Source organism: Pseudomonas sp. c313 (assembly GCF_055407145.1).
Map to the genome: position 1 here is coordinate 78,535 of NZ_JBUZRD010000009.1, position 26,747 is coordinate 105,281.

Below are 26,747 nucleotides of genomic sequence, written 5' to 3' on the forward strand. Positions count from 1 at the left end.
AACGCCTCGTTGAAATTTTTAGACAGGCTGTGTAATGCAAGCTTTTTGCTGAACACGTTGCGGCTTGTTGGCTGCAAGTATCAATGAACCCACTATTAGAATTGCAGCCATGACCAGAAGACCTGCATCAGAGTTGCCAGTGATGGACTTGGCATAACCGATCACCGTGGGACTGAGAAAGCCGCCCGTTAACCCAATGGTGTTAATAACTGCGATACCACCCGCAGCAGTGTCACCTTTGAAGTATTGCGAAGGAATTGCCCAGAACACTGTATAAGCAACCCACATCATGGTCGTAGCAAGCGTCAAGAAAGTGAGTGCAAAAACAAACTCATTCTTGTAAATCACAGACCCCATTAAACAAATGGCTGCAATTAACGCCGGTACAGCGGTATGCCAACGCCGCTCAAAAAAGTAATCTGATGTACGACCAAAGACCAACATCCCTGCCATCGCACCCACATATGGAATCGCTGAGTACAGGCCGATCTGCATGACACCTTGAACACCTGCGTCCTTCAGAATGGATGGCAGCCAAAAGCTCATTGTGTAAATTCCGCAAATCAAGCAGAAATAACCAGCCGCCATTAGATACACACGTGGGTCTTTTAACACTTGTACAAATGAATGGTGGGCTCCCTGCCCTTCACCGATATGCGCATTCAGCACTTGTTTTTCACGCGCACTCAGCCAAGGCGCGACCGCGGGTTTATCGCTAAGAACTTTCAACGCTATGAGACCTAACACTACAGCCGGTAATGCCTCCAGAAAAAACATCCACTGCCATCCAGCCAAGCCGTGGAAACCTGCGAAGGTGGTCATGATCCACGCGGACAAAGGTGCCCCAAATATGCCGCCCAGAGGCCCCGCAAGCATAACGATTGCCATCACTCTGCCTAACCGCTCACGCCCATACCAATAGGTAAGGTAAAAAATCATTCCGGGAGCGAAACCCGCCTCAAAGACTCCGAGGAGAAAACGCAGCACGTAAAATGATCTCTCGCTTTCTACGAACACCATGCATGCAGATGTAATACCCCACAAAATCATTACCCGGCTGAGCGTCTTGCGCGCTCCGATCTTGGGCAATAGCAAATTGCTAGGGGTTTCGAACAAGGCGTAGCCTATGAAAAAAATTCCGGCACCAAGTCCATAAGCAGCGTCAGATAAACTTAGATCGCTTTGCATCTGAAGCTTGGCAAATCCCACATTTACCCGATCCAGATACGCCACCACGTAACATAGGAGCAAAAAGGGTAATAACCGCCAGTCTATTTTCCGATAGATGGTCGATAGCTCGCTCGATGGATTGATGCACTTTTGCATACTGCCTCCGCTGTAGGCGTTTTTATTGTGCTATTGATATTCAGGCTGAATGGCAAGGCAAGCAACAGCAACTTTTTGATGCTATCGTTGCTCTGAGGGCAACGGTTATGCAAGGGGAGGATTTTTTGTGAGAGATCTGAATCAACGCCGAATGCGGTATTTCTATGAGGTTCTGTCCAGCGGTTCAATTCGTGGGGCAGCCGAAAACCTGAACACGGCACCTTCAGTTATTACCCGTCAAATCCAACTTCTGGAAGAGGAAGTGGAAACTGTATTGTTCGAAAGGCAAGCACGTGGCGTGGTTCCTACTGAAGCAGCCCACCTTCTCCTTGAGTTCTGGCGTGGCTGCCAGGCACAACAAGAGCATCTTGAAGACCGCTTGCGAGGATTGAAGGGGTTAAGGGAGGGTGAAGTCCGTATCGTTACCAGCGAGGGATTCATCGACTTGCTGATCGACAATGTTTTGAGGGATTTCACCGCCACCTATCCTGGTATTCGTATCAGTCTAGATGTGCTTCCGGTCAAGAGCGTTCTGGAGGAAGTGGTTCAGAGCGCTGCCCATATCGGCCTCGCGTACAATCCACCGGCGCATCCTGAAGTCATTTACCGCGCATCCTCACTACAACCTGTTCGATTGCTCATGCGATCAGATCATCCGCTTACGCATCTCAGTGAACCTCTGAAATTTGAAGAGATACTGCATTACCCGTTAGCTGTGATGCCGCTTCAATATGGATTAGGACAGATTATTCAGCTCGTAACCCATACAGAAAATCTATCCATTCGACCGGCCATGGTAACGAACTCTCTCACCGCCCTCCGACGTTATGTGATGAGCGGAGATGCGGTAACGATGATGAGCGAATTTTCCGCCTTTAACGATATGATCAGCGGAGATCTTGTGACTCGATCAATCGATCACCCACTATTCCAAAACATATATGCTCGTCTTCTAGTTAAAAAAAGAAAGCCCCAATCTGTTGGTGCAGAAGAACTTATAAAATGGATCAAAGAACGGATATTTATATTCAATAAATAAATTCCGAAGATAAATTCATACAAGCCGAGACACTAATACTTTTCAAGCTCCTCAAAGCCATCACCTTAGCAGTAAGCGTCCCGCCAACACACCTTCCGAACTCCCGCATTGGCGATGGCGTCCACGTATTTTGAAAAGGCAGCGAATCAGGACAACAATCGGCCTCGCAGCGAGCGCCATGTGGAAGCCAAAGGAGCAGAACCATGGCCCAAAAAGCAATTACAGGCCTCCAAAAAATGCCGAACGGCATCTGGAAAATCGACAAAAAATACCGAGGAGAGCGAATTCAAGAGAGTACTGGCACTTGTGACCGGGCGGAAGCTGAGCAGTATCTGATCCATATGCTGGAGAAGTTGAGGCAACAGAAGATCTATGGCGTCAGGACGATGCGGACGTGGCGGGAGGCTTCTATCAAGTTCCTTCTTGAGGTGAAGGATCAGGCTTCGATTCATATATCAGCAACCTATATGAAGCAGCTCGACCTGTTTATAGGCCACCTGCCGATCACGCACGTCGACGATAACAGTCTGGCTGCTTACATTCGCTCGAAGCTAGCACCGGAGATGGGAAAGCCGGTAACGAACAGGACGGTGAATATCGCCCTTCAGCGGGTGATCAGGGTGCCGAACCTGTGCGCACGCAAGTGGCGGGATGATGAACGCCGGCCTTGGCTGGACGTAGTGCCAATGATCTCGCTGCTGGATGAGAAGACGACATGTCGCAAGCCCTACCCGCTCTCGTGGGAAGAGCAGTCTATCTTGTTCGCCGAACTGCCCGCTCATCTGCAAACCATGGCGATGTTCAAGGTCAACACGGGATGCAGGGAGCAGGAGGTGTGCAAACTTCAGTGGGATTGGGAGATTGCCGTGCCAGAACTGGCGACGAGCGTATTCCTGATACCGGCCAATTTTGGTGGCCGGAGTGCTCGGGCAGGAGTGAAGAACCGCGATGAACGCCTGGTGGTGCTGAATAACGTGGCCAAGTCGGTCATCGAGAAGCAGCGAGGCAAGCATCCGCTGTTCGTGTTTCCGTTTGGCAAGCCAGATAGCGAAGGGAATGAAACGACTGTGCACCGCATGAATGACTCGGCATGGAAGAAAGCGCGGATCAGGGCGGCGAAGAAGTGGCAGGAAAAGTACTTGAGGCCAGCGCATGACGGTTTTTTGCGAATCCGCATCCACGACCTCAAGCATTCTTTCGGTAGGCGCTTGCGTGCCGCTGGTGTGACCGAGGAAGTGTTATTAATCGCCGCATGTATTGATGCGCTCGATCCGAATCGGAGATGCAAACTGGACGCGTCAGAGCCTACTGATATCCCCTGACTGTTAGCTGCCGATGTGACGCCCGGAGAAATCTCCATACGGAATCCCACCGGGAACCCGAACTCGGCAACCGTGCAGATCAATACTGCCCTGATCATTTTTGGCGCCACGCCAAGACCGTGAGCCAAAGTTGCGCCGGCGGCACTTAGCTGCGCTTGCGGCGGACTTACATAAACCTTGTTGAAAGGGATTGATGTAATTCCGCCAGTGACCGTAAGCGGCCCTGCCATGGTCTGCGCGCCAGTCTTGAGTACCGCACTCAAAAGGGTTGTAGCAGCAGCGAGAGCACTGGCGGCAGCCTTTGCCGCCCAGTGGAGCGACGAGTAACTACCTGGGGGCGTAGAAATATTTGGGTCAGTTATCTGGACGTTCTCAGGAGTTACCGCCCATTTTTGGGAGTAGGCGCTGTAGATGGCAGAAACATCCTTACTAACATTTGATTGTCCTGCCGAGGCTGCGGACGCAGCGGCTGATGCTGCGGCCTGGGCAGCCGACGCCAATGCCAGCGCAGGTTGCTGCTCAAGCTGGTCCAGGGTGAGATTGGACGTGACCGGTGCACCAGCGGAATCGAACGCCAACAACTTTAAAGCGCGGGTACGGGCAGTTCTTGCTGATGCGCTTGGCGATGGCTTCGAGTTGTTCGGCCATACCGAACATGTCGTTGTTGTCGCGGCGGGACACGACAGCGGAACGGTGCACGTTGCGGCCGCTCAATATCCAGGCGGCCAGCAGGATCAGCCAGGCCTCAACCTTGCGACGGAAGAATCGTTTCATGGCCTCGGCCCCTTGTAGATGTTCCAGGCCATGAATAGGAGGGCGGCTACTGGGATGATCATCAGCATTCGCTCCAATTCATGGCCTGGATGTATTCGCACGGAACAATCAGGCTGTCGGGTGGCACCGCGCTGTCGGCCCTGGTATCGCCGAAATACGCAATGGCGGCCTGGGCGCGCTCAAGCGATAGCTGGGCATGGCGCACCTGCCAAGACTTACGCTGCTTGTAAGAGCGCAGCGCCAGGGCCTTGTCGGTATAGGCGAACCGCCGGCCGTGCTCACCGCCATCCTTCAGCACGCGCTTGCGGTACTGCTTCAGCAGGGATTCACGCTGCGAGCCACCAAAAAGGTTGTTGTGGAATTCGTCCACGATGTACCAGCACTGCTCGGTTTCGCCGATAACCACGTACTTTTTGCAGGTAACTTCCAGGCCTTTAGGGTCGAGCTCGTCGACGTAGCGATAATGGTCCGGGCCGATTTTTATCTTTTCCATGGTCGAGTTCGTCCTTGCCGCTATAGCGGCTGACTTTGAAGGGGGAGGGGTTACTTGGTGTTGAGGCGGGTTACTTCGTCTATAAACTGGCGGGCCGAGGCCATTGAACCAGCGAGATTGCTAAGACCGTGCCCTGATAGCAGCGCTTCAATCACTTCAAGCTCTTCAAGCTCGGCATCTGTGAGTTGTTCGGGCAGCACCACCGCTACCGGCGCGGGCTGCTCGGCGCTCAGTGGGTTAGGCGAATAGCGCAGGGCTGACTTGTATGCGGCGTCGAGCGCGTCATCCAAATCACCGCCGCTCTTCCTGGCTTCGTTGAATGCAATGATCATTTTCGCCCGGACGTCGTAGCTGCGATCCACTGGCATGCATGCCATTTGCTCACGCGGCACGCCGTCAATCGTTTGGTTGGTGGTCATGGCTTCACCGTCAGTTCGATGTGTTCGAATTCTTCAATATCGATGCAGTCCTCAAGATCGATATTGCACTCAAGGTTTTCATGGTTGCCGCGCAGCTCTTCAATCTCATCAGCATCAACGGCGTGAATGGTCTTGCTGAATTTCACGCGGGCGTAACTCCCTCCCCCTTTCAATCAATCCACCCGGCAACGGCGTGGCGAGGCATCCCTATGGCCAACACAAAGCTGGCGCCGGTCCTAGAGACCGCGCCCCGCTTCATCCGGGTGAAACACGCACCTACTTACCTCGGCATGTGTCGAGCAGTTTTCGATGAAACCGTCCGCCCCTACGTCCGTGAATTCCCCATTGGAAAACAGGGTGTTGCCTTCGACCGTCATGACCTGGACCAGTGGGCAGACGCCTACATCGAACGCATGGCAATTGAAAAGAAGGCCGATCAGGACAACAATCCGCCCCGCAGTGGGCGCCAAGGAGCAAAGCAATGGCGCGAAAAACAATGTCGGGCCTCTACGAGAGGAACGGGATTTGGCACATCGACAAAGTCGTCAGAGGTAGCCGACTTCAAGAAAGCACTGGAACAAGCGAGAGAGAGGAAGCCGAGCAGTACCTGATTCATCGGCTGGAAAAGCTCAGGCAGGAGAAGGTCTACGGCGTGCGCCAGGTGCGAACCTGGCGCGAAGCTGCCACCCGCTTCCTGGTGGAGTTCAAGGACCAGGCATCAATCGCCCTGTCCGCCTCGCATATTGAACAGCTCGACCCGTACATTGGTGATCTGCCAATCACGCACATCGATGACGGCACTCTGGCCAAGTTCATCAAGGAGCGGCAGACGCCGAGTAGGACGGCAACGGGGAAGGTAAAGCCAGGCGTATCGAACAGGACGGTCAACATTGCCCTGCAGCGTGTCGTCAGGATCTTGAACCTTTGCCACAGGAAGTGGCGGGACGATGAAAGGCGCCCATGGCTGGAGTCGGTGCCGATGATCCGAATGTTGGACGAGAAGGTCAGCAGCCGAAAGCCTTACCCGCTTTCATGGGATGAGCAGTCGGTGCTGTTTGCCGAGTTGCCCGCTCACTTGCAGCGGATGGCCATGTTCAAGGTGAATACCGGCACCAGGGAGCAGGAAGTTTGCAAGCTGCGCTGGGATTGGGAGATATACGTGCCCGAGCTTGAAACCAGCGTGTTCCTGATACCGGCCAGCTTTGGCGGTCGGAACGCTACGTCGGGCGTAAAGAATGGCGAGGATCGCCTGGTGGTGCTGAATGGCGTGGCAAGATCGGTAATTGATCGACAGCGCGGCCAGAGTAAGGAGTGGGTTTTCCCTTACGACGGTACAGCAATGCACCGCATGAACGACTCGGCCTGGAAGAAAGCGAGAATCCGTGCCGGGAAGGTCTGGCAAGAGAGGCACCTGAAACCGGCCTTGGCTGGCTTCATATCAATCCGGGTTCACGACCTGAAACACACCTTTGGCAGAAGGTTGCGTGCAGCAGGCGTGACACTGGAGGATAGAAAGGCATTACTTGGGCACAAGAACGGCAGCATTACGAGCCACTATTCTACCGCAGAGCTTGGGCAACTGATCGAAGCGGCCAACAAAGCGTCGACCACGGATTCGCGTGGACCGGCACTGACCATCTTGAGGAGAAAAACGGGATGATCCCCCGCAAAAGTCCCTACGCATAAAAAAGCCGAACTGGTTAGAGTTCGGCTAAGTCATTGAAAAATATGGTCGGGACGGAGTGATTCGAACACTCGACCCCTAGCACCCCATAAAGGTAAACCACAATCCAATCCAGTCTAAAAAAATCCAGGAACAAGGCCTAAAGCATTGTATTTACTAGGCCAACGCAGTTTACACAGTCCAACCGCTTCCGATAGCATTCTACCAAAGCCAGCGAGAAACGGTGACCCAACGGTGACCATCTGGAGCCTGGCCTTTCTGGGGAAGCGAAAGTGGCGACGATCACCGACAAACAGATGAACGCAAAACCAGCCAAACCTACCTGGCTGATCGAGGATGCTCCTCGCGGCTGCGGCCGATTCATGGCACGTCTTCGCCCAGATGGCGAGCGCCTGTTTTACTTCAGGTATACCGACACCAGCGGTGGAAGGGTGTTTCTGCCCATAGGCGCATATGACGCCACTGGCACTGATGGGCTTACCCTCAAGGAAGCAAGAACTAAAGCTGGAGAGTGGTCACGCCTCTACCAAAGTGGAACTCGCAACTTACGTGAACATCTGGATGCCGAGGAAGCTGCCCGTATCGCAGCCCGAGATGGTGAATTGGCACGCCTCACCGCCGAGAAAGCAGAAGCCGAAGCCGAGCAAGCTCGCCAAGCGGCACGTAAGACTGTTACCGACCTATTCGAGCACTGGGCTAGGGTTGATCTCATCAACCGCAAGGACAAGGGTGCAGAGGCTCGTCGGATGTTTGAAAAGGACGTTCTGCCCTTCTTGGGCGACTTGGCTGTCGCTGATGTGAAAAAGGGTCATATCACCGAGGTAACAGATGCCCTCCTCGCTCGCGGTGTAAACCGTATGGCCAAGATGGTTTTTTCGCTTATGCGTCAAATGTTCCGCTTTGCCGTAGACCGCGACCTTATTGAGCACGATCCCAGTGCCAGTATCCGCAAAGCTAAGATAGGCGGCAAAGACACTGAACGCGACCGAGTACTGAGTGATGACGAAATCAAGCTGCTTGCTAAGAAAGCCCCTGATGCAGGACTGCTAGTCACCACCGAAGCTGCAATCTGGATTGCCCTATCGACCTGCTGTCGAATTGGTGAGCTCCTGAGCGCTCGATGGGAGCATATCGATCTAGAGCAAAGCACTTGGCTGATTCCGTCCGAGAATAGTAAAAACGGCAAACCGCACAGCATCATTCTTTCAGACTTTGCCATTAACCACTTCAAGCGCGTAAAGCAGATTAATAGCCTATCACCTTGGTGCTACCCGAACACCTACATAACTGACCATGTATGCCCTAAAACGGTAACCAAGCAGTTGGGAGATCGCCAGCGCCTTCCGGAACAAGGCTCAATGAGCCGACGTAGCGCCAAAGCCCAAGCACTGTTGCTACCAGGCGGAAAGTGGACGCCTCATGACCTGCGGCGTACAGGCGCGACGATTATGACTGCTATTGGCGTGCTTCCTGAAGTGGCTGAACGTTGCCTCAACCACACAGAGGAAAACAAGGTAAAACGCACTTATCAGCGTCATAGCTATGCTAAAGAAATGGCGGAGGCTTGGGAAGTTCTCGGCAAGCATTTATCCAGCCTGATATAGACAGCCACTCCAACCGCCCTGAGAAAAGACTAGCAGCGCTACACAAGGACACGATTACAAATGAAAAACAAAGGGCTTGTTATATCAGTAACTGAATTTCTTGAGGAGCACAGCATCTCCGAAAGTGAATTCAAAGACAGAATTGAAAAGCTGCAGCCCCCCCTTCTATGCCGCTGCCCAAGAACGGTTGCAGTTCATGTATCCGGCTCGGCTATCGTTCTAAATGACAATGAGCCCAGAACAGCACAAAGCCTATCAAAGCAGCATAAAGGTACGCCTTTTTGCGCAGATCACGATTATCACTCAAAAGTAGATTTAGACATAAAGTTTATTTCCATAAGCGTCACCGACTGGGAGGAAATAGTAAATTATGATGAGATTTCAAAATACAATTTTAATTCCTCCATTTATTACGAACGCGGAAAAGACCTCACGCAAGCTTCAGCACATGAGCTGTTAAAGACAAGCTTAAAACCATTTCCAGCCCTCATAATAGACGCAGACTTCTTTATCACCTCAAAAACCGAAATCAACCAGATGAAAGAAATAACAATTAGAAAGACTGACATACTCATAAGAACAGAGGACTCAAATAAAATCCTTGATACAATAGCAGACACCGACAAAGAGCAGAAAAATATCGAACGCCAAGAATGGGAATCAGACGACCTTTTCGAGTTAAACAAAGCCTCAGATGAATTTATCCCCGAGGCAAATATCGCTTCACAGAAGGAGCGAAAAGAGCTTATCGATAAAATAAAAAAACACCTAGAGAAAAAATACAACTTCAAGGGAAAAGACGTACTCGAACAATCCGCCTTCGCAATATTACCCGACGAGCACTACCGTGAAATAAAGTCAACAAAGATGCCAGTTGGCGAAGCCTTAACTAAATACCCAGAACATGCATCCACCGCACTAATTCTTATCAATGAAGCGGCAAAATACTTCTGGCAGGGAGACCAAGAAAAAACTAAAAAACCTCAAGCCAAAAGAATAATTATGATAAAAGAGTTAGAAAGTTCAGACTGGGGCTTCACGGCAAAGTTAGCCGTTGCCGCAGCTACCATCATCAGCCTAAAGCCCTGAAACTAATAGGCCATGAGACATACCTAGATGGCCACGTGAGGAGCCGTCTGAACCGGCCCAGGGGCTCTGGGGCGCCCTCTCTTCACAGACCTCAACTTAGGCATATTTCCTCGGAAAAATGATCTGCCACTTTCAGGGGATAGTCGTATCCAATAGTCCACCTTGGTCAGGTAGGAAGCTACCCTATTCTTCAAAGCGCTTACCCTGTCCAACTGATTAAAACTGATCATACCTACTCCAAGATATCTATATTTCTCTTTAACAGCATTGCAATTGAAATAGCGCCCTGCTCCTGCCGTAATTGAGTCTCGCCAATACTCACCAACCATTCTAGCCAAAACCCCATCCTGGCGATGATTTGATCCATTATAAAAAAGCAACAAATGAAAATGAAACCCCTTTAGCTGACCGTACTCCAGCTTACAAGCAAAGCCTAACAATCCATCGACTGGAATGCCCTTATGAAGGTCTTTCTGCATTTTCGCCCAATGTGCCTTGACCTTTTTAACATCGCTATAAAAATCTTCACGACCACTTACAAAGCCTGACTGATAAGACAAATCAACGCGCACAACGAGCATCCTAGAGTGCTGAGCAAAAAGAGCATCTATATAACCTTCCAAGCTGTTAATTCGCTTAAGGGACGCTTTACGGAATCGTTTCAAAACGCCTTTAAAAGCATCGCTGGACAGCTCCAACCGAACAAATTCTACGAGAATATTCATTCGAACTAAAAAAGCCTCAGCTGCTCCATTGCATAACGTAGGCCAGACTTTGAGCGAATGAAGATCATTAACTCGATCAACGCTTCTGAAGAAAACCTCTACATAAGGATTAACTTCATGAGAGGGGAAGTACTGCTCAAGCATTCCCTTCCCCCTCTTTAGCTTGCCAACAAAATAGCGACCAAGCTTCTCAGCCTTAACCTTTACCCCGTCGCGCTTACAAGTAAACGAAGTGAATAAAAACCCCTTACTACCAGCAAGCTCACACATTAACTTCTCAATAGAACGCAACTCCAACACCAAGCCTTCCTCTACCCTTAAAACAGGAACCCCTCCGACTTCTTCAACCATTAGATCTAACGCACCTTCATTATCGATCCAGTCAATTTCACTTATCACTCATTGCCCCTCAATAAACCAGCAGCATGACTTTGGGGAGCCATGCTACTGACAAATGATCAATCGACCATCACAACCACCAACCACTGCACAACTGATTGAATTTATTATTCAACCAAACATTCGTCAATTTATTCAATTAAACTAAACAACCAAACTACAAACCTAATTAAATAGTAATACATAATCAAACAATAGCCACCTTGAACATGCGCTCTATAAAAACGAGAGAAACAAACTCACGCAACTCGCAAACACCTAACGCTAAATATCAAAAACAACCAAAAAAGTTAGTACCCCAAGAAGAGCCAGGCATCATCTACACACCACCCTGCCAAGGACAGAGATCGACATAAACAGTTTTGTCACCAGGATAATTCAAAATCCGGACAGCACTGTTATTTACTAGACGCAAAAGAACATGCTCAAGAGCAGCTTTCTTTCTAAACTTCCCAGGCCCGCATTGCAAAATATAATTTTTCTTAACAAACCGTTTACCCACCTTACGAAAATTATCTAGCCAGCAATTTAACTCCTGCTCTTCATCACTCTCTTTAGAGTTCTGCCCAAACAACTTTATAAACTCATTGGAGTACCATTTAGCAAGATCCGTTGCCACCTGCAAGGTTGACGTCGAAATATCACCCTCAAACCCTTCAAAACAATGAAGCAATGCAGCCAACCTAGAAATCACCTCCATTAACTTTGAGCCATGATCACCTAGTCCATAAAGTATTCCACCTGCACACATCCTTGACTCAATATCGTTCGCAATCTCCACCCAAAGCCGAGCCGCTTCGGAGTCGAATCCGATCACTTCTTTTTCTTTTTTATTTCCTCTGAAACAAATAAGTCCCGCCTCAAGAAAGTGCTCCAACCGCGAGGCAAATTGTGTTTGATGATACCAGGACGGTGCCTGAGTGCTTACATACCTAGTCCCCTGTGTTGAAGCTGGGTGACAGATTAGAAAACGCGCCCACAAACCAGACCCCCTAGACACTCCGCCTTTATGAGCCATGTACTTCGAAAATACGCTTTCCTGGACCATAAGAGAGACTGTCAGCCGCGCGTCAACAAGTTCAAAGCTTTCCGCCGTCTTACGATCAATTGTGATTGAGTCACCACTCCAAATGGCATTTTGCTTTGATAGGTCATTGAAGGCGCGCCCTTCTAAAACACCGCCACCTTCACTTGAAATCAAACCAGCCGTAGGTAAGTTTTCGTACATCCCATGAAACAAAGCCTCAGAGGTTGAGTCTTCATACAAAATCTTAAATTCTTTTGGTTTAACTGGAGCTTCTTTCTCTAAAGCCAATAAGACCTTCTCCTCTTCGTCAGCAAGAAGACCTTTTGATGCTTTTTTCATAATCGCTTTTAATATTCCATTACGTCGAACCGTCCAAGTATCGTACTTAATCTTCCACACCGACTGACTCTCCCTCACCTCCTCGCACTGCTTAGCCTGAAAGGCTCTAATCGGCTTCAAGAAAACATTCTCAACCGTTGACTTCCTTTCACCCGAGTCAGCAATAGCAAGAAGCATTAGCGAGGTCGGACCGACCTGACCATTAGGTTTACGAACATCTACATGGCCCTGCAAGACAGCAGAAATCGCGGTTAGGGCCGCATTTTGAATCAATCCCCGTGGGGCCTGAATATTTGCTTGAGCCTCATTTATTGCAGCATCCAACAAGGGAAACTGCGACAAACTCGGATATGAATCATCTCCGAAATTAGATTTTTTTGCATTTTGTTGCCTAAAAAAATTAAAATACATAAATCACCATAAATACAAACAACTAATATCAAACAACTAATATCAAACAACCATTGCAGATATAATTTCCGCCATTGAGCCTTGACTCTGCCTAGACAGCTTCACATACTCTTCCATCCACGAATTTATTTCGCTTTCAATCCATCGCACAGATGTTTTCCCAACACGTATCTGCCTTGGGAATTTCGCATCATAATGTTTAGAGCCCACCTTAAGCTTGTTATAAATAGTTGACCTAGAAAAACCTGTTCGTTTTAGAACATCTTTCAAGCGAAGCATAACCAATGTTTCTGATTTTTCATTAAACATCATTGCACCCTTTAGGACTGGACGAGGCAATCCTATAAGCAGCAACTCAAATCTCAAAGAACGTGAGCGTAACGCTTGCTAACGTTACGCTTTTGGAGCTCACCACTTTGACAGACAGCAACTCTGCACTCCTTCAAAACAGAATGCCTCTCCCCCTTAGCCAGCACTATTCCAGCTATTAATAGCTAAAATAGCAGCCCATAACGCCAAACCTCACATTCAGATACCGCCCACTACGTCCCTCGCGGAGACGTTGTTTCGGCAAGCCTCATTCAAAAAAATCTCAGACCTATATCACCCAGATGAACGCTCAACGATGAGCGCGTCATTCAGCATTTCTGCGTGATACGTGGACTCAGTAATAAGAGAGGAATTTTTATGTATACGCCTTGCCCAAGCTGCAACTCTGGTCGTGTGATTACTAAAAATGTGGGTAAACAAGCGGGTGGTTTGATTGGTGCAGCAGGAGGTGCGGCCAGTGGAGCCGCTGGAGCCCTAACGGGGGCGGAGGCCGGTGCCATACTGGGAGTGGTCGGTGGGCCGGTAGGGATCGCCATTGGCAGCATTGCCGGTGCGCTGCTGGGCGGTCTGTTTGGCGGAGTGGCTGGCGGGGTCGCTGGGGCCACGCTGGGTGAGCAGATTGATAAAAAAATCCTTCACAACTATCAATGCCTGCATTGCGGTTACAGCTTCAGCGTCAACCGTTAAGCCGTTGTGAACAGGTGACGTTTGTTGATGAAACGACGCTTTTACCATTCATTCGCAAGGAATCATTCCCATGGCTCATCTCGTCGAAACTATGGCTTTCGCTGGCAACACTCCCTGGCACGGTCTGGGCAGTCGCCTTTCCCCGAAACAATCGCTCGAAGTCTGGCAGCGTGAAGCGGGTATGGACTGGAAAATCCAAGACAGCCCCGTTCATTTCAAATCCGAGAGCATCGGGGCTCTGGGCTCAATTCACTCTTTCCCTGAACAGAAGGTGCTGTATCGCTCCGACACCAAGGCCCCGTTGTCAGTGGTCTCCAATCGCTACCAGGTTGTGCAGCCCCGTGAAGTATTGGAGTTCTATCGAGATCTCACCGAAGTTTCGGGCTACGAGCTGGAAACCGCTGGAGTACTCAAAGGCGGTCGCAAGTTCTGGGCCCTGGCCCGTACTGGGCAAGGTACAACGTTGAAGGGTAACGACCAGGTGAATGGCTATCTGCTTCTAGCTACTTCCTGCGATGGCACCCTGGCCACTACTGCCACTCCGACCACAGTGCGCGTGGTCTGCAACAACACGCTGACCATCGCCCTGGATGGCACCACCCGCGCGATCAAGGTGCCACATAACACCCGCTTCGATCCGCAGGCAGTGAAAAAGCAGTTGGGCATCGCCGTCTCGCAATGGGACGACTTCATGTACCGGATGAAAAATCTGGCGGAGCGCAAGGTGCACTGGCTTGAGGCGACGGGCTACTTCATGAGTGTACTTTGCGACGTAGCCCCCACTAGCAAACTGCCCGAAGTGCTGCCAAATGAGCGAGCACTGCGCAAGGTGCAGAGCCTGTATGAAGGCCAAGGTCGTGGGTCGACGCTTGAATCAGCACAAGGAACTGCGTGGGGCTTGCTCAACGCCGTGACGGAGTATGTCGATCACGAGCGACGCTCCCGAAGTACTGAATACCGCATGGACTCGGCCTGGTTTGGCCAAGGTGCTGTTATCAAACAACGCGCCTTGCAGGCCGCACTGGAACTCGCCGCCTAGCTCCACTCACCCACTCAATGATTAAAGCGCCTGGTCAGCTCTGCTGGCCGGGCGTTTTTATGCCGCACAGGAAAACATCATGGGCACACAAACTCTGCAACATCCCAGCAGCAAACCCCGTCCTGCCTTACGTCTGGTGGCGACTAAACAACTGCCGCGCGAGGACTGGTTGGCCGTGCGTAAACAAGGTATCGGCAGCTCGGATGCCGCCGCAGCCGTGGGCCTGAACCCTTACAAATCCCAGCTGGAGCTGTGGCTGGAGAAAACCGGCCGTGATACCTCACTACCCAAGCTCGATCCACAAGATGAAGAGAGCCCTGCTTACTGGGGAAACATACTGGAGCCGATTGTCGCAACCCATTACACCCGGCGCAGTGGTCATCGGGTGCGGCGGGTCAATGCGGTGCTGCAGCATCCTGATCCCAAACTGCCCTGGATGCTAGCCAACATCGACCGTGAAGTAATCGGCGCGTCAGAAGTACAGATTCTCGAATGTAAAACCGCCGGCATAAACGGCGCACGCCTCTGGAAGGAGGGTGTGCCCGAGTATGTGCAGCTGCAAGTCATGCACCAGCTCGCCGTCACCGGCAAGCAGGCCGCTGATGTGGCGGTACTGCTCGGTGGTCAGCACCTGGAAATCCATCGTATCGAACGCGACGAATCACTGATTGCTCGGCTGATCGACTTGGAGCGACTGTTCTGGGATTACGTAGTCAGTGATACCCCGCCGCCGGCAGACGGATCTACCTCAGCGGAGCAGGCGTTGCGCTGTCTCTATCCACAGGACAGTGGGCAGAGCGTGGACTTCAGCCAGGACATACTGCTCTGTACGACCTTTACTGAACTGCAGAGCGTGCGCGAATCGATTGCTTTGCAGGAGAAGCAGGAAGCTCAGCTCAAGCAAATGTTGCAACAGGCCATGGGCGAGGCCAGTCGGGCGACCTTCGCCACCGGCTGCATCACTTGGAAGAAAGCCAAAGACAGCATGGCCCTGGATATCCCCCGCCTGTTGAAAGAAAAGCCCCATCTGCAAGTGCGCTACGCAACCACCAAAACTGGCAGTCGGCGTTTTCTGCTGGCCTGAACGTTTGTTCGCTTCTCCCTTATTCCCATGCCCTTTCTCTCCAACGCCACCCTGGCCGTTTGCGCGGTCTCGGTGGCGTTTTTATTTCAGATGCAGGAGAACTCCCATGCTCAAAGGTCTGGCTATCACCCCGCCCGTGCTCGGTCGCATTTCCATTGGTAAGGTCGTCGAGAAGAACGGTAAACGCCTGCCCGAAAAAGACGATCAGTTCACCATTACATCGCAGGTACAAAGCCGCGACGGCTGGTTGCTGCATCCGCTAAATGAGGAACTGCGCAATGGCCAGGACGGCAAGCTGCGCAGTATTCCGATTCGGCTGCTGTTCAACGAGCCGGATCTGAACTTTCGCGCTGACTACAGCTTGTTCGACCGAAACACTGGCAGGCCTTTGTGCGTCGGCAATGGTGAGACCTGCAAGCGTCTGACCAAGGACGGCATCCAGTCGTTGCCCTGCCCGTCACCGGATGGCTGTTCACTGGCTCAAGGCAATGCCTGCAAGCCTTACGGCCGGCTGAACGTGGTGATTGGCGATGACGATCCGCTGGGCAGCTTTGTATTTCGCACCACGGGCTACAACAGCATCCGCACCCTGGCAGCGCGCCTGCATTATCTGCAAGCCATCTCCGGCAATCGCCTGGCCTGCCTGCTGCTGGAGTTGCGTCTACGCGGTAAATCCACCCGTCAGAGCCATGGCACGCCGATCTTCTACGTGGATATCACAGTACGCAGCGGGCTAAGCCTAGAAGACGCCTTACTGGCAGCCAAGCAACTGGAGGAAACCCGACAAGCAGCGGGATTTGACCAGAGCGCCTTGGATCAAGCGGCACGACAGGGCTTTAGCAACGGAGCCTTTGAAGACAGCGATGAGGACACCGGGGCCATCGTCGAGGAGTTCTTCCCCGCAGTTGAAGATCAGACCAGCAAGGCAGAAGCCGCCCCCAAACCAGCGGCCCCTGCCAAAACCTCACTGGTACAAAAGCTGGAATCCAAATCCCTCCAAAGCGGCAGTGACCACTCTGCTCGCGCCCACTGATCACACTTCCAACCTGACCCAAAGTCTTCCAATTCAAGAGAATCCCCATGAAATATCACAAGCTCAAAGCAGGTGAGACGACCGGAACCTATGTCATGGACTCCCCGGTTACCGAAGCCGATATCTTGCAGATGGCGCAACAACTGGCAATGAGCCGTCTGTCTAAAGGCAGAGCATTGACTGAGCCGAAGCAGGTCTTCAGCCACCTGCAAACACTGTTGCAATACCATGAGCACGAAGTCTTTGCTTTGCTGCTACTCGATACCAAGCACCGGGTTATAGGCTTTAGAGAACTGTTCAGAGGCACGCTGGATGGGGCCAGCGTATATCCACGGGAAGTAGTCAAGATCGCTCTGGAGCACAACGCGGCAGCCGTGATCTTGGTTCACAACCACCCCTCTGGCGATCCAGAACCCAGCCAAGCCGATCGCACACTGACTAAAACCCTCAAGAATGCCCTCAACATGGTAGGCACTCAGATATTGGATCATGTCGTCGTGGGATGTGAAGGCTGCGTGTCGTTGGCTGAACGAGGCTACCTGTAATCTCTATAGGCACGCCGTCCGATAGACTGCCCTTGGCTGATGCCTGGGCGGTCATCGGCACGGCCCCCAATTACTTATTTTTTGTCGTGATCCAGCGTTTGTACTCAGCTTCGGCTGCAGCCAAAGCCATGGCTGCCATCCACAAAGACCTTGGTAGCCGACTTGCAGAGATAACTTGTTCGGTGGAAGAACACAGCCTGCCCAACCAAGTCGTCACGACGTAAGTGGTAGTAGGGATTCGGCGGGATCTCGACCAAGCCGCTGACAGCCCCTACTGATAGGCCCAAGGCGCTGGCCCAGGCCTCCACCAGACGGTTGAACATATTGTCCCTGCCGGGCTCAAACTTACCCAGCGCGTTGAAGGCATCGTAGTTCAACAGGATAGCCAGATGGTGGTGCGGCTTGCAGTGCTGGCCATGCTCTCGCGCCCAGACGTATCGGACCTTGCTGTCGTGAGTATAGGGATTGGATTGGCGAGCTATGTTGCGGTTATGTCGGATTTAGGCTTTAAAAAACTCGATGAAACGCTCAATGACCTGGTTCGTGTACGTGTAGTCAGGTAGCTGAACTCCCACAGGCATCCGGTATACCGCGCACAGGATTGCATCGGCGCAGCGGTCAATGGTGAGTGTCATGGCAGCACCGGCGCAGCGCAACCCCAAGCGGCCTGCTATGGCCGGATGCTCAACGGCCAATGCACTGGGCCACAGTTCTGATTTGACTCCCCCATGCTCGCTTAGAGCGCGATTCTGCCGGCAGCTCTTTTTTCAACAGAATCGGCCAAAAACGGTCATTTACAGTCTATGAGCTCAGGGCAGTTGGACGCGACGAGGCTCCCCATGAACACTGTGAATGCAAGCGGACAGCCCAAATCTTTTGATTTGCACTTGGCATCTGAAAAAGCGATCCTACCGATGCGAAAATGCCGGGATTGGTAGTCATCTCTTTGTTTGGCGAGAGAGAAATAAGGAAATTCAGTGCGAATAACAGACATTCTTGTAATTCGAAGCTTGAAAGGTGTCGGCAACCGCACCTTGGTGAAACTCATTGAGTTTTACCACGCTAACAACCTGAAGACGATTCGCGAGCTAGATTTCGCTAAGGTACCAAAACTCAGCAGCTCGATAACGCAGACAGTCGAAGATTTATTCGCCAGCGGTAAATATGACGCGTTGAGCTTGGACTATGAGAAGTCCATCTCCAAATGGAATGAAGCGGGAATCCATGTCTTGGTTTACGGCTCTGCCGAATATCCCAGCCAGCTCAATTCACTTTCCGACCCGCCACCGCTACTGTTCTGTAAAGGCAATTGCGACCTTATAAAATATCCCAAGTCCATTGCGGTCGTCGGCACCCGCAACAACACCAGACTAGGCGAAATAATCGCTTACAAAACGGTGGAGCACTTTTCCAAACAAGGGTTCTGCATAGTCAGCGGCCTAGCTCTCGGCATTGATGCCATCGCACACCGCGCAGCCCTTGATAACCATGGCCATACCGTAGCGGTACTGGTCGACTTGATCAGTATAGCCCCGACCAATCACCGTGGCTTGGCAGAACAGATACTTAGCCAGGGCGGTCTGCTGGTTTCGGAAAACCCACCCGGCACCAAAGTAATTCCTGCCTTCTTCGCCAAGCGCGATCGCATTCAGGCAGGACTCACGCGGGCGGTTTTTGCCATTGAAACGGCCATCGACGGCGGAACCATGCACGCGGTCAAGGCGGCCAACTCCATGCATCGCAAGGTCTACGTCCCCAATGCTAGCGCCGCCGGGTATCCGGACCTCGGCATCGAACAGATCAGCGGCACACAGCAGTTGGTGAATTCCGGAATAGCAACGCCATACACACGTGACACCTACGCGGAAATCTCCCTGGAGCTCACTCAGCTGGCAGCATCCTTTGAAGAAAGGTCGAGGGAAACAGGAAGTTCTCTATGATCAAATGCATTATTGTCGATCTAGATGGAACGCTTGTTGATACCTCTGCCGTAGCGGAGCTGCGTGCCCAAAAAAGATGGAGGGAAGTGGAGTCCAATATCCAGCGCTGCACACCCTATCATGAAGCCGTTGACTTACTTAACACAGCCCGCGCCGCCAGCATCAAGGTGGCCCTTTTTACAAACTCTCCTTTGAACTATGTTCGGAATATTCTAAAGCACTTTCAACTTGCCGTTGACTACATCGTTGCGTATCACGACGTTCGGAATCGCAAGCCGGCAAGCGACGGCGTCGAAAAGATACGACAGCATTTCGGAGTTTCCTGCGAAGAAACGATTTATATCGGCGATAGCGAGCAGGATAGAGAGTGTGCACTCAATGCCCAGGTGAAGTTTTTCGCAACCGGCTGGGGAGAGGCTCCTGATATCGGAACTCACCGATCAAGCGCGGCCGAAATACTTGAGTGCATCGAGACCAGCATCGGTCATAACCAGCCGAAGCAATTTCGCACCAACCTCATTCAGAACGGCCACAGACTCCACCTAGGCTACTATCTAGGCGACATCAAGCAGGAAGTCTGGGCCTTCAAAAATCACGAGAAAAAAGCGGTTGAACGCTGGATCAACAAAGCGCTGGAGGTTTGCGACTCCCTACCACCAATAGACTTCGTCGTAAGGGCCTTCGGCCATGCGGAGCTGGATACCTCTGCCAACACCACCCCATTAGATCTACTCGGCGCCAGGCTGGCCGCCTCGATCGGCGCCGACTACCGCCCTGATTGCCTGCACAAGAGCCGCCCATTTGTTAAGTCAACGATGTGCTCGGCAAAGGAACGTGCCCAACAGGCGCACGGCGCGTATATCGCAACCCCAAGCATTGCGGTGTCGCAAGAGGATAGCGGACCGACCTTCCTGGTTGTCGACGATGTACTAACTTCAGGCGCCACAACCGGCGACATTGTCCGGGCGCTTTCGGAGGCGTATCCCAGGGCGCGGGTATTCATCTTTACACTGGTCAAGACCCTTTACCGGGCCGAATGCGAGCACAACAGTACCGAAGCACAACACAACGCCCAGCTCTTTCAAAACCTTTACAGTTCAACGCAGAGGCTGCCTGAGGCAGCTAGCGTAAGGACTGATGCACCTCGCCACTCAGGCAGAGCACGTCTGGTCAGCAAAAAGTTCAGTGCAAACTACGCAAACACCAACCACAACTTCGTTTTCCACAACCTGAGATCCTACTCCATTGCATCGGAACCTGAGTCGAAGCCAATCCTCGATGTTGTGTATGTCCTCAGGAATATGCTCCAGCGTGGCAAGCCCACTATCGCCTCACGTAGACTGAGGAGTGCGTTTGGGCTCAAGTACTGCCAGAGCGGACTGGAGTTTGCCAGCCAAGCACTTATTTCGCCCAAGCCTCTTGATTGGCGACGGTTGATCAGAGGAGATAGCAGAACCGGAAACTATCCGGCCAAGCGCTTTTTTGACGAGCTGATGAGGAAGTATTTTGGTGAATATCAATTCGTCAAACAGCTTACCCTGCCCGAAGTTAATATTTTCGAAATGACGCAAGTCTACGTCGATCAGTTCCAAAATCGGCAGGTAGATTTTTTCATTCCGCAGGCGGGACTGATCTTCGAAATTGATGGTAAGCAGCATGAAGCGTCAGTGGATGACAAAGGCCGCGATGAGTTCACCCAGACACTTGGCTTGAAAACCATTCGATTCACAACCGAAGAGATTGCCACCGAAAGTCAGAGCTTCATCGGCAAAATGTCCAGCGCTGTCGATCATATGAGAATGATTGACCGGCTTGAACAAGAGGGGATACTGAGCCCTCCCAACGGGCTGACTCTCCGGGACTACCGGCTCGCCTACAACGAGGGTGTCGATATAGGCAGCCCCAGCATTCGATTGACGGCTGCGATCCGCTTTCAACTGCTTGTTCTGGAGCTGATCGAATGTGGCGAAATCCGGCTGGGTGAAGCAAAAAAGCTTGCTTTCCTAAACCGCGACGGTATCGATTTCGCGCATCAAGGCATCGGAGATCTGGCAGAACTGCTGTCGCAGCTACTGACGCTCAGGGGGCTGCCGAAGCTGGAGCTTAAAGTGGATCTGGAGGAGATCGAAAACTCAGTAAGCTTCCCCTCGGACGATGCCCTACTAATAGATTTCAGCATTTTGGAGCGCTTTGATGACTCGTTCCAGGTCAACCCAAATGTCATCTATGCACGTACTCACTACCTCGACTTCTATCGCTGCTTTGCCAACTCCAATGCGCTCTCCATGGAGAATTGCGCGCTTGTTGACTACGACTTCTTCGAGATGTCGTGCTCCGAGCCCATTTGCTATCAACTCGATTTAAGCCCGGGAAGCAGTCAGAGGGAGGCGTTGAAATTCTTCCTCGGAAACCTTTTCCTCCCTCTGCTGGACGATGTGAATTTTCGAGAGGGTCAGCTCGGAATCATCGGCTCCGCATTGTCGAGGAAAGGCACTATCGGTCTGTTACCAACCGGAGCAGGCAAGTCGATCTGTTATCAGCTTTCTGCGGTCCTGCAGCCCGCTATCAGTTTCGTGGTCTGCCCAATCAAGAGCCTGATGTATGACCAGAAGGCTGATCTGGACACCATCGGCTTTATGCGTAGCAATTTCATCACCAGCGATCTGAAGCCTGATCAGAAAATTAGGATCCAGAATGACTTCGGGCGGGGCAAATACTTCCTCGTGTTTATCTCCCCGGAGCGGTTCCAGACGCAGAGCTTCCGAAGTGAGATGACCGCCATCGGTCTTGATCGTGCCTTTGCCTATGCCGTGATCGATGAGGCCCACTGTTTATCCGAGTGGGGGCACGACTTCAGAACCTCGTACCTAAATCTGGCCAACACCATCGAGAGGCTCGCTCCCGATGCCAGCTACATCGGCTTGACCGCAACCGCTTCCGTCAATGTTCTCAAGGACATTCAGTCGGAATTCAACATCCCTGATGAAAATGTGCGCACACCTCTTGATTACACCAGGGAAGAGCTGTCATTTCATGTGATTGATGACCGGGGCCACAAGACTGACGCACTGATCCAACTGGTGGACGAGATGGAGGCCAAGTGGAACGGATCTGCCTCGGCAGAGCAAGGATCGAAGGCTGGTATCATCTTTACTTCGACCGTCAACGGGCAAAAGGGCTGTTACAAGCTGGCAGGAAAGCTCTCCTCCACATTGGGCATGGATGTCCGCTTTTTTTCAGGCTCAGCGCCGTCAAGCGGAAGCATGGGGGGCGACGCATTCGATGCCTACAAGCGAGAGGTGCAAAACGACTTCAAGGCCAGCAAATACCGCCTGCTGACCGCCACCAAAGCCTTTGGCATGGGGGTCAACAAAGGGAACATTGCTTATACCGTTCACTATGGCATTCCCGGATCCATGGAAGCCCTCTACCAGGAGGCCGGTCGGGCGGGTCGGAACAAACGATTGTTTACAGACGCCCCTGCCGACTGCTACGTACTTCTGACAAAGGAACGAAATATCGGCCTGTTGGACAAGGTCTGGGATGCTGCAACCTCGGTGGCCGAGCTCAAGGAGTCCGTCAAAGGTTTGAGCCGCGAAAGCGATGTAAACACCAACCTTTATCTGATGACGCAAAACCTCGACACTATAAATGATGAGTTCAAGCTGCTGACCGCAATCTATCAGTATTTCTTGCAGAACAGCGATGTCCAGACCATCTCAGCAAGCGCCTCCCAGTTTGGTACTGACAAATTCAAATTTGAAAAGGCGGTTTATCGACTCTTCCAGCTCGGCATCGTTTTAGACTGGCTCGTTGAAGATTTCTTCAAGGGCCGGCTGACGATCGAGTTCAGTTGCCCCGATGAAGAGCAACTGCAGAAGAATCTTGAGATTAAGCTCAGAAAATACGATACCAGCTTCAAGCTGAGCGACATCTTCCAAAGCAGCAATCAGTACCACAGGATCCTGTGCGAGCGCTTGGACAAGGGGACGATCGACAAAAACCAGTTCATCTTTCTTGTTCTACTCCTCTGGTCATACGATCATTTTGCGTATAACCGCCGCCAGTCACTAAAAACAGTGTATGAGCAATGCAGCGATCTGGCGGCCGGCAAGATCAGTGAGGAGGACTTCAAGAACCGCCTGGAAGGCTATTTCAAGTTCAACGAGTCCAGCCATCTGATGGCTCACCTTGCGGAAAATCCTGATGACACCTCTGTCTGGCTATCTATCTTTTTTGAGGAAGATAGCGCATCCGACTCGAAGGAAATCATCAGCACAGCGAAGCTCTCCACTCTGAAAGAGCAACTCTCGCGCTTTCTGGAGTCCTACAAGGACAATATCTGCCTGAATTACTTAAGCGGCATACTCCGTCTGACGACCGATGAATTCGATGACGCTGATGGAGAGCGGCGCATGGCCTCGTCCCTGGAGCGTCTCAAACAGCAGTGCAATGAACAGGTCGAAGCGTTGATCCGGGATACCTTGAAGCTCAAACCGCTGTTCTCGGTTGATGCCCAGTGCCGTTTCGCAAGGTTGATTAATGAAAAATTCCCCGAATCGCCTTTCCTTGAAATAATAAATGCCGAATTCGAGGATCCCTATTCCTACCATCAGCTTTTGACTCCCCTGCTTACGAGGCTCGCCAAGCTCACGACTATTTATAAAGGAATCGAGTGGTGAACGACTTACAAAAACTGAACAAAGTCATAGGTTCGCTTGAGGAGCAAGCCTCCCAAGTAACGGAGTTCAATGGAATTCTGCGAGCGATAAACGATGCGCGCTCGGAGATTAATGCGAGCAATGGCGCCCTAGCATCACTGTCCAATGAACAGAAGCAACTCATCAAGGACTGTTACGGCAAGTTTGATGACTTTGACAAACGCTTTTCCGATCTCGAAAAGAAGCTGACTCACTTGGAAGAAGGCCAGGATAGAGTGCTGCGAATCATCGGCGAGCTGAAGATCCTCTCCCCTGACCAGTTCGAGCATGGGCGAGACAAAATCCTGTTGAAGCTTACCGAGCTCAATTTCCTGACCCCGGTCCAGTACGACGAAGGACGTCAAGCTGCTAATGAAGCGTTGAACTATACGATTAGTGAACTGGCGCAGAAGATCGAACAGGCCAATCGCGCTCATCAGGCGTCACTCAAGTCGCTAAAGGCAATGACTGTCTTGGGTATACTTGCGTTGGCGGGTGGTATCACATTTCTCGCGTATGTCTTACTGCACTAGCGAGAGGACGTTGGTTATTATGTCATGGAGTCGCCTGTCACTGAGGCCGACATTCTGCAGATGGCTCAACAGCTGGCGATGAGTCGTCTGTCTAAAGGCCGGGCACTGACTGAGTCCAAGCATGTTGGCGCCGACGCGAAATTGACGCAGTGCCGAGATGTCAGTGACCCAGTCTGATACTTCGCGAGCTATTACCTTTGCCGGATTTGTGCGGTTTTGGAGATGGGTCAGTCTTGCATCAGCACGTGGGTCAATTCGGCACGAGCGCCAACAGTCATGCGAAAGAAGTGGTGGAAGCATGGCGAACAAAAATCCTTAGTACGGGCGGTCCGGCGAGGCGAAGATTGCCAATGATTTACGCATTGTGCCTCTCTCCCTATTTCTCGATGTAGTTATCTCGCCAGCCGTCTGAAACGGTAACTTGTATCACTGACTTAGGTATCGACTTCAAAACCTTCCCAAGATTGAGGAAGCTCAAGCCGTAAGCCACTGACAAACGGTCGAAATCATTTCTCACAAGCCCTGGGGCATCAAGTCGCTTGGGTAGCTCCAACGGCCTGACTTTCACTCTCATCCACTCGTACAGGCTGGGATGGTTGTTCAACGTTTCTTTCAATCGACCGTAAAACGGCATACGGCTCCCTCCCCCGCACAGATATACAGGAATATCTGTTAGCTGCTCCCGCGTCAGGTAGCCTCGTGAGGTCTTCCAATATGTTTCGTGCCCCACTTGCTTAAACACCTTCCCGTAAAACTGTCGGTCTGAATGTTGGCGAGGATCTAAAAATTGGACCTTGGCCGCTGAGAAATAGGCTTCAAGCTGTTGTGGCATTCCTTCCTCGCCATCTGTCACCTTTCTTGCAGCTGAAATCGCCTCCAGAAGATCTTCCCGATTGGATGTTCGCTCTTCAATAGCACGAGCCCACCAGTCCAGACGATTTCGATGCAGGTTGACAGCGCCAAGGGGCTCAACAGTCGCGGTATAAAACTCAAAGTCCCATTTACCGCGGCCTCGCTTGACGTGAAAAAGCGAAGCATCAATGGTCCCCGCGCCTATATCCACCATCATGAAGTTGTTAGCGGCATTATTATCAAACCGTTCCGAAGCGACATAGCCGTAGATCTGCGCTGCGATTTCTGGGACGACGGAAAGCTCCACATCCTCCTGATCGGACGGGAGCTCTCCCGCATCAAGCGCCTCAGCACGGTGTAATGCAGCGATAACCCCAATGTCATCAATTTTTTCTTCTGAGCTTCCAGCCAAAATCCAGGCCGCCGCACCCAGTAACCTAAACCCCTTCGTTTGTTCAGGATCCAAGTGGTTGGCCGTAGGGAATCCCAATGCCATTCGCCAGACAATATTACTCGAGCGGTAAACTACTTCCTTTTCGCTAAACAGCCAGGCACGCGCTCTTCGGATAATTAGAGCGAGAAACGCTACGACTCGCTGCTGGTACTTAACAACTGTAGGGTGGGCAAGGAAAGCCAACTTGATATCAGCCATTGCTCTACCCCCATCTTCAAGCGAAAACACTCCTCCCTCTTTGTAAAGCCGGCACGGCAGCAAAAAACTCGGTAATCCAGTAGCATTGCGAAATGGCACAGCAAATGCTTTTTCCAAAGCACTGTCACCGATAACGACCTTCACACTGGAGCTACCAAAATCCAGTCCGAGGACCAACGCTCGATCCTCCTGAGCAGTAATTCCCTCCTTCGGTATCGGCTGAACCTGTTGCCCCGTTAGTTCGAGTTTCAGTAACTCCAGTGTTTTCATTCCATCAGAGTGCCCCCAGCACGGTGCAGAGTCAGCACCAAGTGACATTTCATATCGAGTATCAGGGCTGGTACTGGCATCTCTAGTCTCACGAGGATTGACGCCTTGGCGGTAAACGCTCAAGTCAATACTCAGTTGCTGAGCTGCTGCATTGGGTTGCTTTGACGACAGAGGCGGCCGCGCCTTCTCTACCTTTTTCTTTTTACTTGCGGCTCCTTGTCGGGACGCCGGCGTCTGTTCTGTTATTACTTCGGCCGGTGCCTGGCCCCGCTCGGGTTTGCATTCTGCGTGCTGATGGCGCCCAGCATGCCCAGGCTTATGCCCCGTCGATTGGATAGTTAAAGGTCGAACAGGCAGCTCTTGCCCTATCTTGGCGAAGGCTTCTTTGAGCTTTTCTTCTAACGTCACGCGCATATGTCAGTCCCTTGAGA

The 26,747-nt window shown here is 51.6% G+C and carries 21 protein-coding genes and 3 pseudogenes; 15 read left to right on the forward strand and 9 right to left on the reverse strand.

The features are described from left to right. Positions 1–18 precede the first annotated feature (18 nt). Positions 19–1,326: an MFS transporter gene (locus tag ACZRKZ_RS21495; RefSeq protein ID WP_463982692.1), complete on the reverse strand. Its 1,308-nt coding sequence runs from the start codon at positions 1,324–1,326 to the stop codon at positions 19–21. A gap of 127 nt (positions 1,327–1,453) precedes the next feature. On the opposite strand from ACZRKZ_RS21495, the gene ACZRKZ_RS21500 reads away from it, so the two are divergent. Together ACZRKZ_RS21500 and ACZRKZ_RS21505 are read left to right on the forward strand one after the other, a co-directional pair. Next, positions 1,454–2,365 carry a LysR family transcriptional regulator gene (locus tag ACZRKZ_RS21500; RefSeq protein WP_463982693.1) on the forward strand — a complete coding sequence of 304 codons (912 nt, stop codon included), beginning with the start codon at positions 1,454–1,456 and terminating at the stop codon, positions 2,363–2,365. A 203-nt stretch (positions 2,366–2,568) separates the two neighbouring features. Beyond that, positions 2,569–3,600: pseudogene (locus tag ACZRKZ_RS21505) on the forward strand (tyrosine-type recombinase/integrase); the annotation flags it as partial. 606 nt (positions 3,601–4,206) lie between these two features. Here ACZRKZ_RS21505 and ACZRKZ_RS21510 read toward each other — a convergent pair. The 3 genes from ACZRKZ_RS21510 to ACZRKZ_RS21520 all read right to left on the reverse strand — a co-directional run bounded on the left by ACZRKZ_RS21510 (position 4,207) and on the right by ACZRKZ_RS21520 (position 5,373). Then, the gene (locus ACZRKZ_RS21510; RefSeq protein ID WP_463982694.1) at positions 4,207–4,461 is read right to left on the reverse strand and encodes a hypothetical protein; all 255 of its coding nucleotides are present in this window, start codon (positions 4,459–4,461) and stop codon (positions 4,207–4,209) included. Between the two features lie 61 nt (positions 4,462–4,522). Then, positions 4,523–4,954 (reverse strand): hypothetical protein, encoded by a 432-nt coding sequence (locus tag ACZRKZ_RS21515; RefSeq protein WP_463982695.1) that lies wholly within the window; start codon positions 4,952–4,954, stop codon positions 4,523–4,525. Between the two features lie 50 nt (positions 4,955–5,004). Further along, a complete protein-coding gene (locus ACZRKZ_RS21520; RefSeq protein WP_463982696.1) occupies positions 5,005–5,373 on the reverse strand; it encodes a hypothetical protein in 369 nt (122 codons plus the stop codon). Between the two features lie 20 nt (positions 5,374–5,393). On the opposite strand from ACZRKZ_RS21520, the gene ACZRKZ_RS21525 reads away from it, so the two are divergent. The 4 genes from ACZRKZ_RS21525 to ACZRKZ_RS21540 all read left to right on the forward strand — a co-directional run bounded on the left by ACZRKZ_RS21525 (position 5,394) and on the right by ACZRKZ_RS21540 (position 9,750). Further along, the gene (locus tag ACZRKZ_RS21525; protein WP_463982697.1) at positions 5,394–5,984 is read left to right on the forward strand and encodes a helix-turn-helix transcriptional regulator; all 591 of its coding nucleotides are present in this window, start codon (positions 5,394–5,396) and stop codon (positions 5,982–5,984) included. Continuing rightward, on the forward strand, positions 5,870–7,033 hold the full coding sequence (locus ACZRKZ_RS21530) for a tyrosine-type recombinase/integrase (RefSeq protein ID WP_463982741.1): 1,164 nt from the start codon (positions 5,870–5,872) through the stop codon (positions 7,031–7,033). The genes ACZRKZ_RS21525 and ACZRKZ_RS21530 overlap by 115 nt, the downstream gene beginning before the upstream one ends. A gap of 296 nt (positions 7,034–7,329) precedes the next feature. Next, positions 7,330–8,661, forward strand: a complete 1,332-nt coding sequence (locus tag ACZRKZ_RS21535; RefSeq protein WP_463982698.1) for a tyrosine-type recombinase/integrase — start codon at positions 7,330–7,332, stop codon at positions 8,659–8,661. Between the two features lie 60 nt (positions 8,662–8,721). After that, complete coding sequence (locus ACZRKZ_RS21540; RefSeq protein WP_198848256.1) at positions 8,722–9,750, forward strand: hypothetical protein; 1,029 nt, start codon at positions 8,722–8,724, stop codon at positions 9,748–9,750. A gap of 23 nt (positions 9,751–9,773) precedes the next feature. On the opposite strand, the gene ACZRKZ_RS21545 is transcribed toward ACZRKZ_RS21540, so the two are convergent. The 3 genes from ACZRKZ_RS21545 to ACZRKZ_RS21555 all read right to left on the reverse strand — a co-directional run bounded on the left by ACZRKZ_RS21545 (position 9,774) and on the right by ACZRKZ_RS21555 (position 12,960). Further along, complete coding sequence (locus ACZRKZ_RS21545) at positions 9,774–10,874, reverse strand: YagK/YfjJ domain-containing protein (RefSeq protein ID WP_463982699.1); 1,101 nt, start codon at positions 10,872–10,874, stop codon at positions 9,774–9,776. A gap of 319 nt (positions 10,875–11,193) precedes the next feature. Continuing rightward, positions 11,194–12,651 (reverse strand): YfjI family protein, encoded by a 1,458-nt coding sequence (locus ACZRKZ_RS21550; RefSeq protein ID WP_463982700.1) that lies wholly within the window; start codon positions 12,649–12,651, stop codon positions 11,194–11,196. A gap of 42 nt (positions 12,652–12,693) precedes the next feature. Next, positions 12,694–12,960 (reverse strand): helix-turn-helix transcriptional regulator, encoded by a 267-nt coding sequence (locus ACZRKZ_RS21555; RefSeq protein ID WP_233098096.1) that lies wholly within the window; start codon positions 12,958–12,960, stop codon positions 12,694–12,696. 378 nt (positions 12,961–13,338) lie between these two features. Between ACZRKZ_RS21555 and ACZRKZ_RS21560 the strand changes: the two genes are divergently transcribed. The 5 genes from ACZRKZ_RS21560 (at position 13,339) to radC (ending at position 17,369) form a co-directional block, all read left to right on the forward strand. Further along, positions 13,339–13,668, forward strand: coding sequence for a hypothetical protein (locus ACZRKZ_RS21560; RefSeq protein ID WP_463982701.1), 330 nt, complete (start codon positions 13,339–13,341; stop codon positions 13,666–13,668). A gap of 70 nt (positions 13,669–13,738) precedes the next feature. Then, positions 13,739–14,707: a DUF932 domain-containing protein gene (locus ACZRKZ_RS21565; protein WP_463982702.1), complete on the forward strand. Its 969-nt coding sequence runs from the start codon at positions 13,739–13,741 to the stop codon at positions 14,705–14,707. A gap of 79 nt (positions 14,708–14,786) precedes the next feature. Next, positions 14,787–15,791, forward strand: coding sequence for a YqaJ viral recombinase family nuclease (locus tag ACZRKZ_RS21570; protein ID WP_198848259.1), 1,005 nt, complete (start codon positions 14,787–14,789; stop codon positions 15,789–15,791). A 106-nt stretch (positions 15,792–15,897) separates the two neighbouring features. Beyond that, positions 15,898–16,824, forward strand: coding sequence for a recombination directionality factor (locus ACZRKZ_RS21575; protein ID WP_138763811.1), 927 nt, complete (start codon positions 15,898–15,900; stop codon positions 16,822–16,824). Between the two features lie 47 nt (positions 16,825–16,871). Continuing rightward, a complete protein-coding gene (radC, locus tag ACZRKZ_RS21580; RefSeq protein WP_138763810.1) occupies positions 16,872–17,369 on the forward strand; it encodes a RadC family protein in 498 nt (165 codons plus the stop codon). A gap of 104 nt (positions 17,370–17,473) precedes the next feature. On the opposite strand, the pseudogene ACZRKZ_RS21585 reads toward radC, so the two are convergent. Beyond that, positions 17,474–17,953, reverse strand: a pseudogene (locus ACZRKZ_RS21585) (YagK/YfjJ domain-containing protein); the annotation flags it as partial. Between the two features lie 393 nt (positions 17,954–18,346). On the opposite strand from ACZRKZ_RS21585, the gene ACZRKZ_RS21590 reads away from it, so the two are divergent. The 4 genes and pseudogenes from ACZRKZ_RS21590 to ACZRKZ_RS21605 form a co-directional block, all read left to right on the forward strand. Further along, positions 18,347–19,309, forward strand: a complete 963-nt coding sequence (locus tag ACZRKZ_RS21590) for a DNA-processing protein DprA (RefSeq protein ID WP_198809626.1) — start codon at positions 18,347–18,349, stop codon at positions 19,307–19,309. Further along, positions 19,306–23,991 carry a RecQ family ATP-dependent DNA helicase gene (locus ACZRKZ_RS21595; protein ID WP_463982703.1) on the forward strand — a complete coding sequence of 1,562 codons (4,686 nt, stop codon included), beginning with the start codon at positions 19,306–19,308 and terminating at the stop codon, positions 23,989–23,991. The genes ACZRKZ_RS21590 and ACZRKZ_RS21595 overlap by 4 nt, the downstream gene beginning before the upstream one ends. Next, complete coding sequence (locus tag ACZRKZ_RS21600; RefSeq protein WP_138763807.1) at positions 23,988–24,542, forward strand: hypothetical protein; 555 nt, start codon at positions 23,988–23,990, stop codon at positions 24,540–24,542. Before ACZRKZ_RS21595 ends, ACZRKZ_RS21600 begins: the two co-directional genes overlap by 4 nt. Before the next feature lie 24 nt (positions 24,543–24,566). Beyond that, a pseudogene (locus tag ACZRKZ_RS21605) lies at positions 24,567–24,668 on the forward strand (DNA repair protein RadC); the annotation flags it as partial. A gap of 250 nt (positions 24,669–24,918) precedes the next feature. On the opposite strand, the gene ACZRKZ_RS21610 reads toward ACZRKZ_RS21605, so the two are convergent. Further along, entirely contained in the window at positions 24,919–26,730 is a 1,812-nt protein-coding gene (locus tag ACZRKZ_RS21610; protein WP_138763806.1) for a hypothetical protein, read from the reverse strand. Between the last annotated feature and the right edge of the window lie 17 nt (positions 26,731–26,747).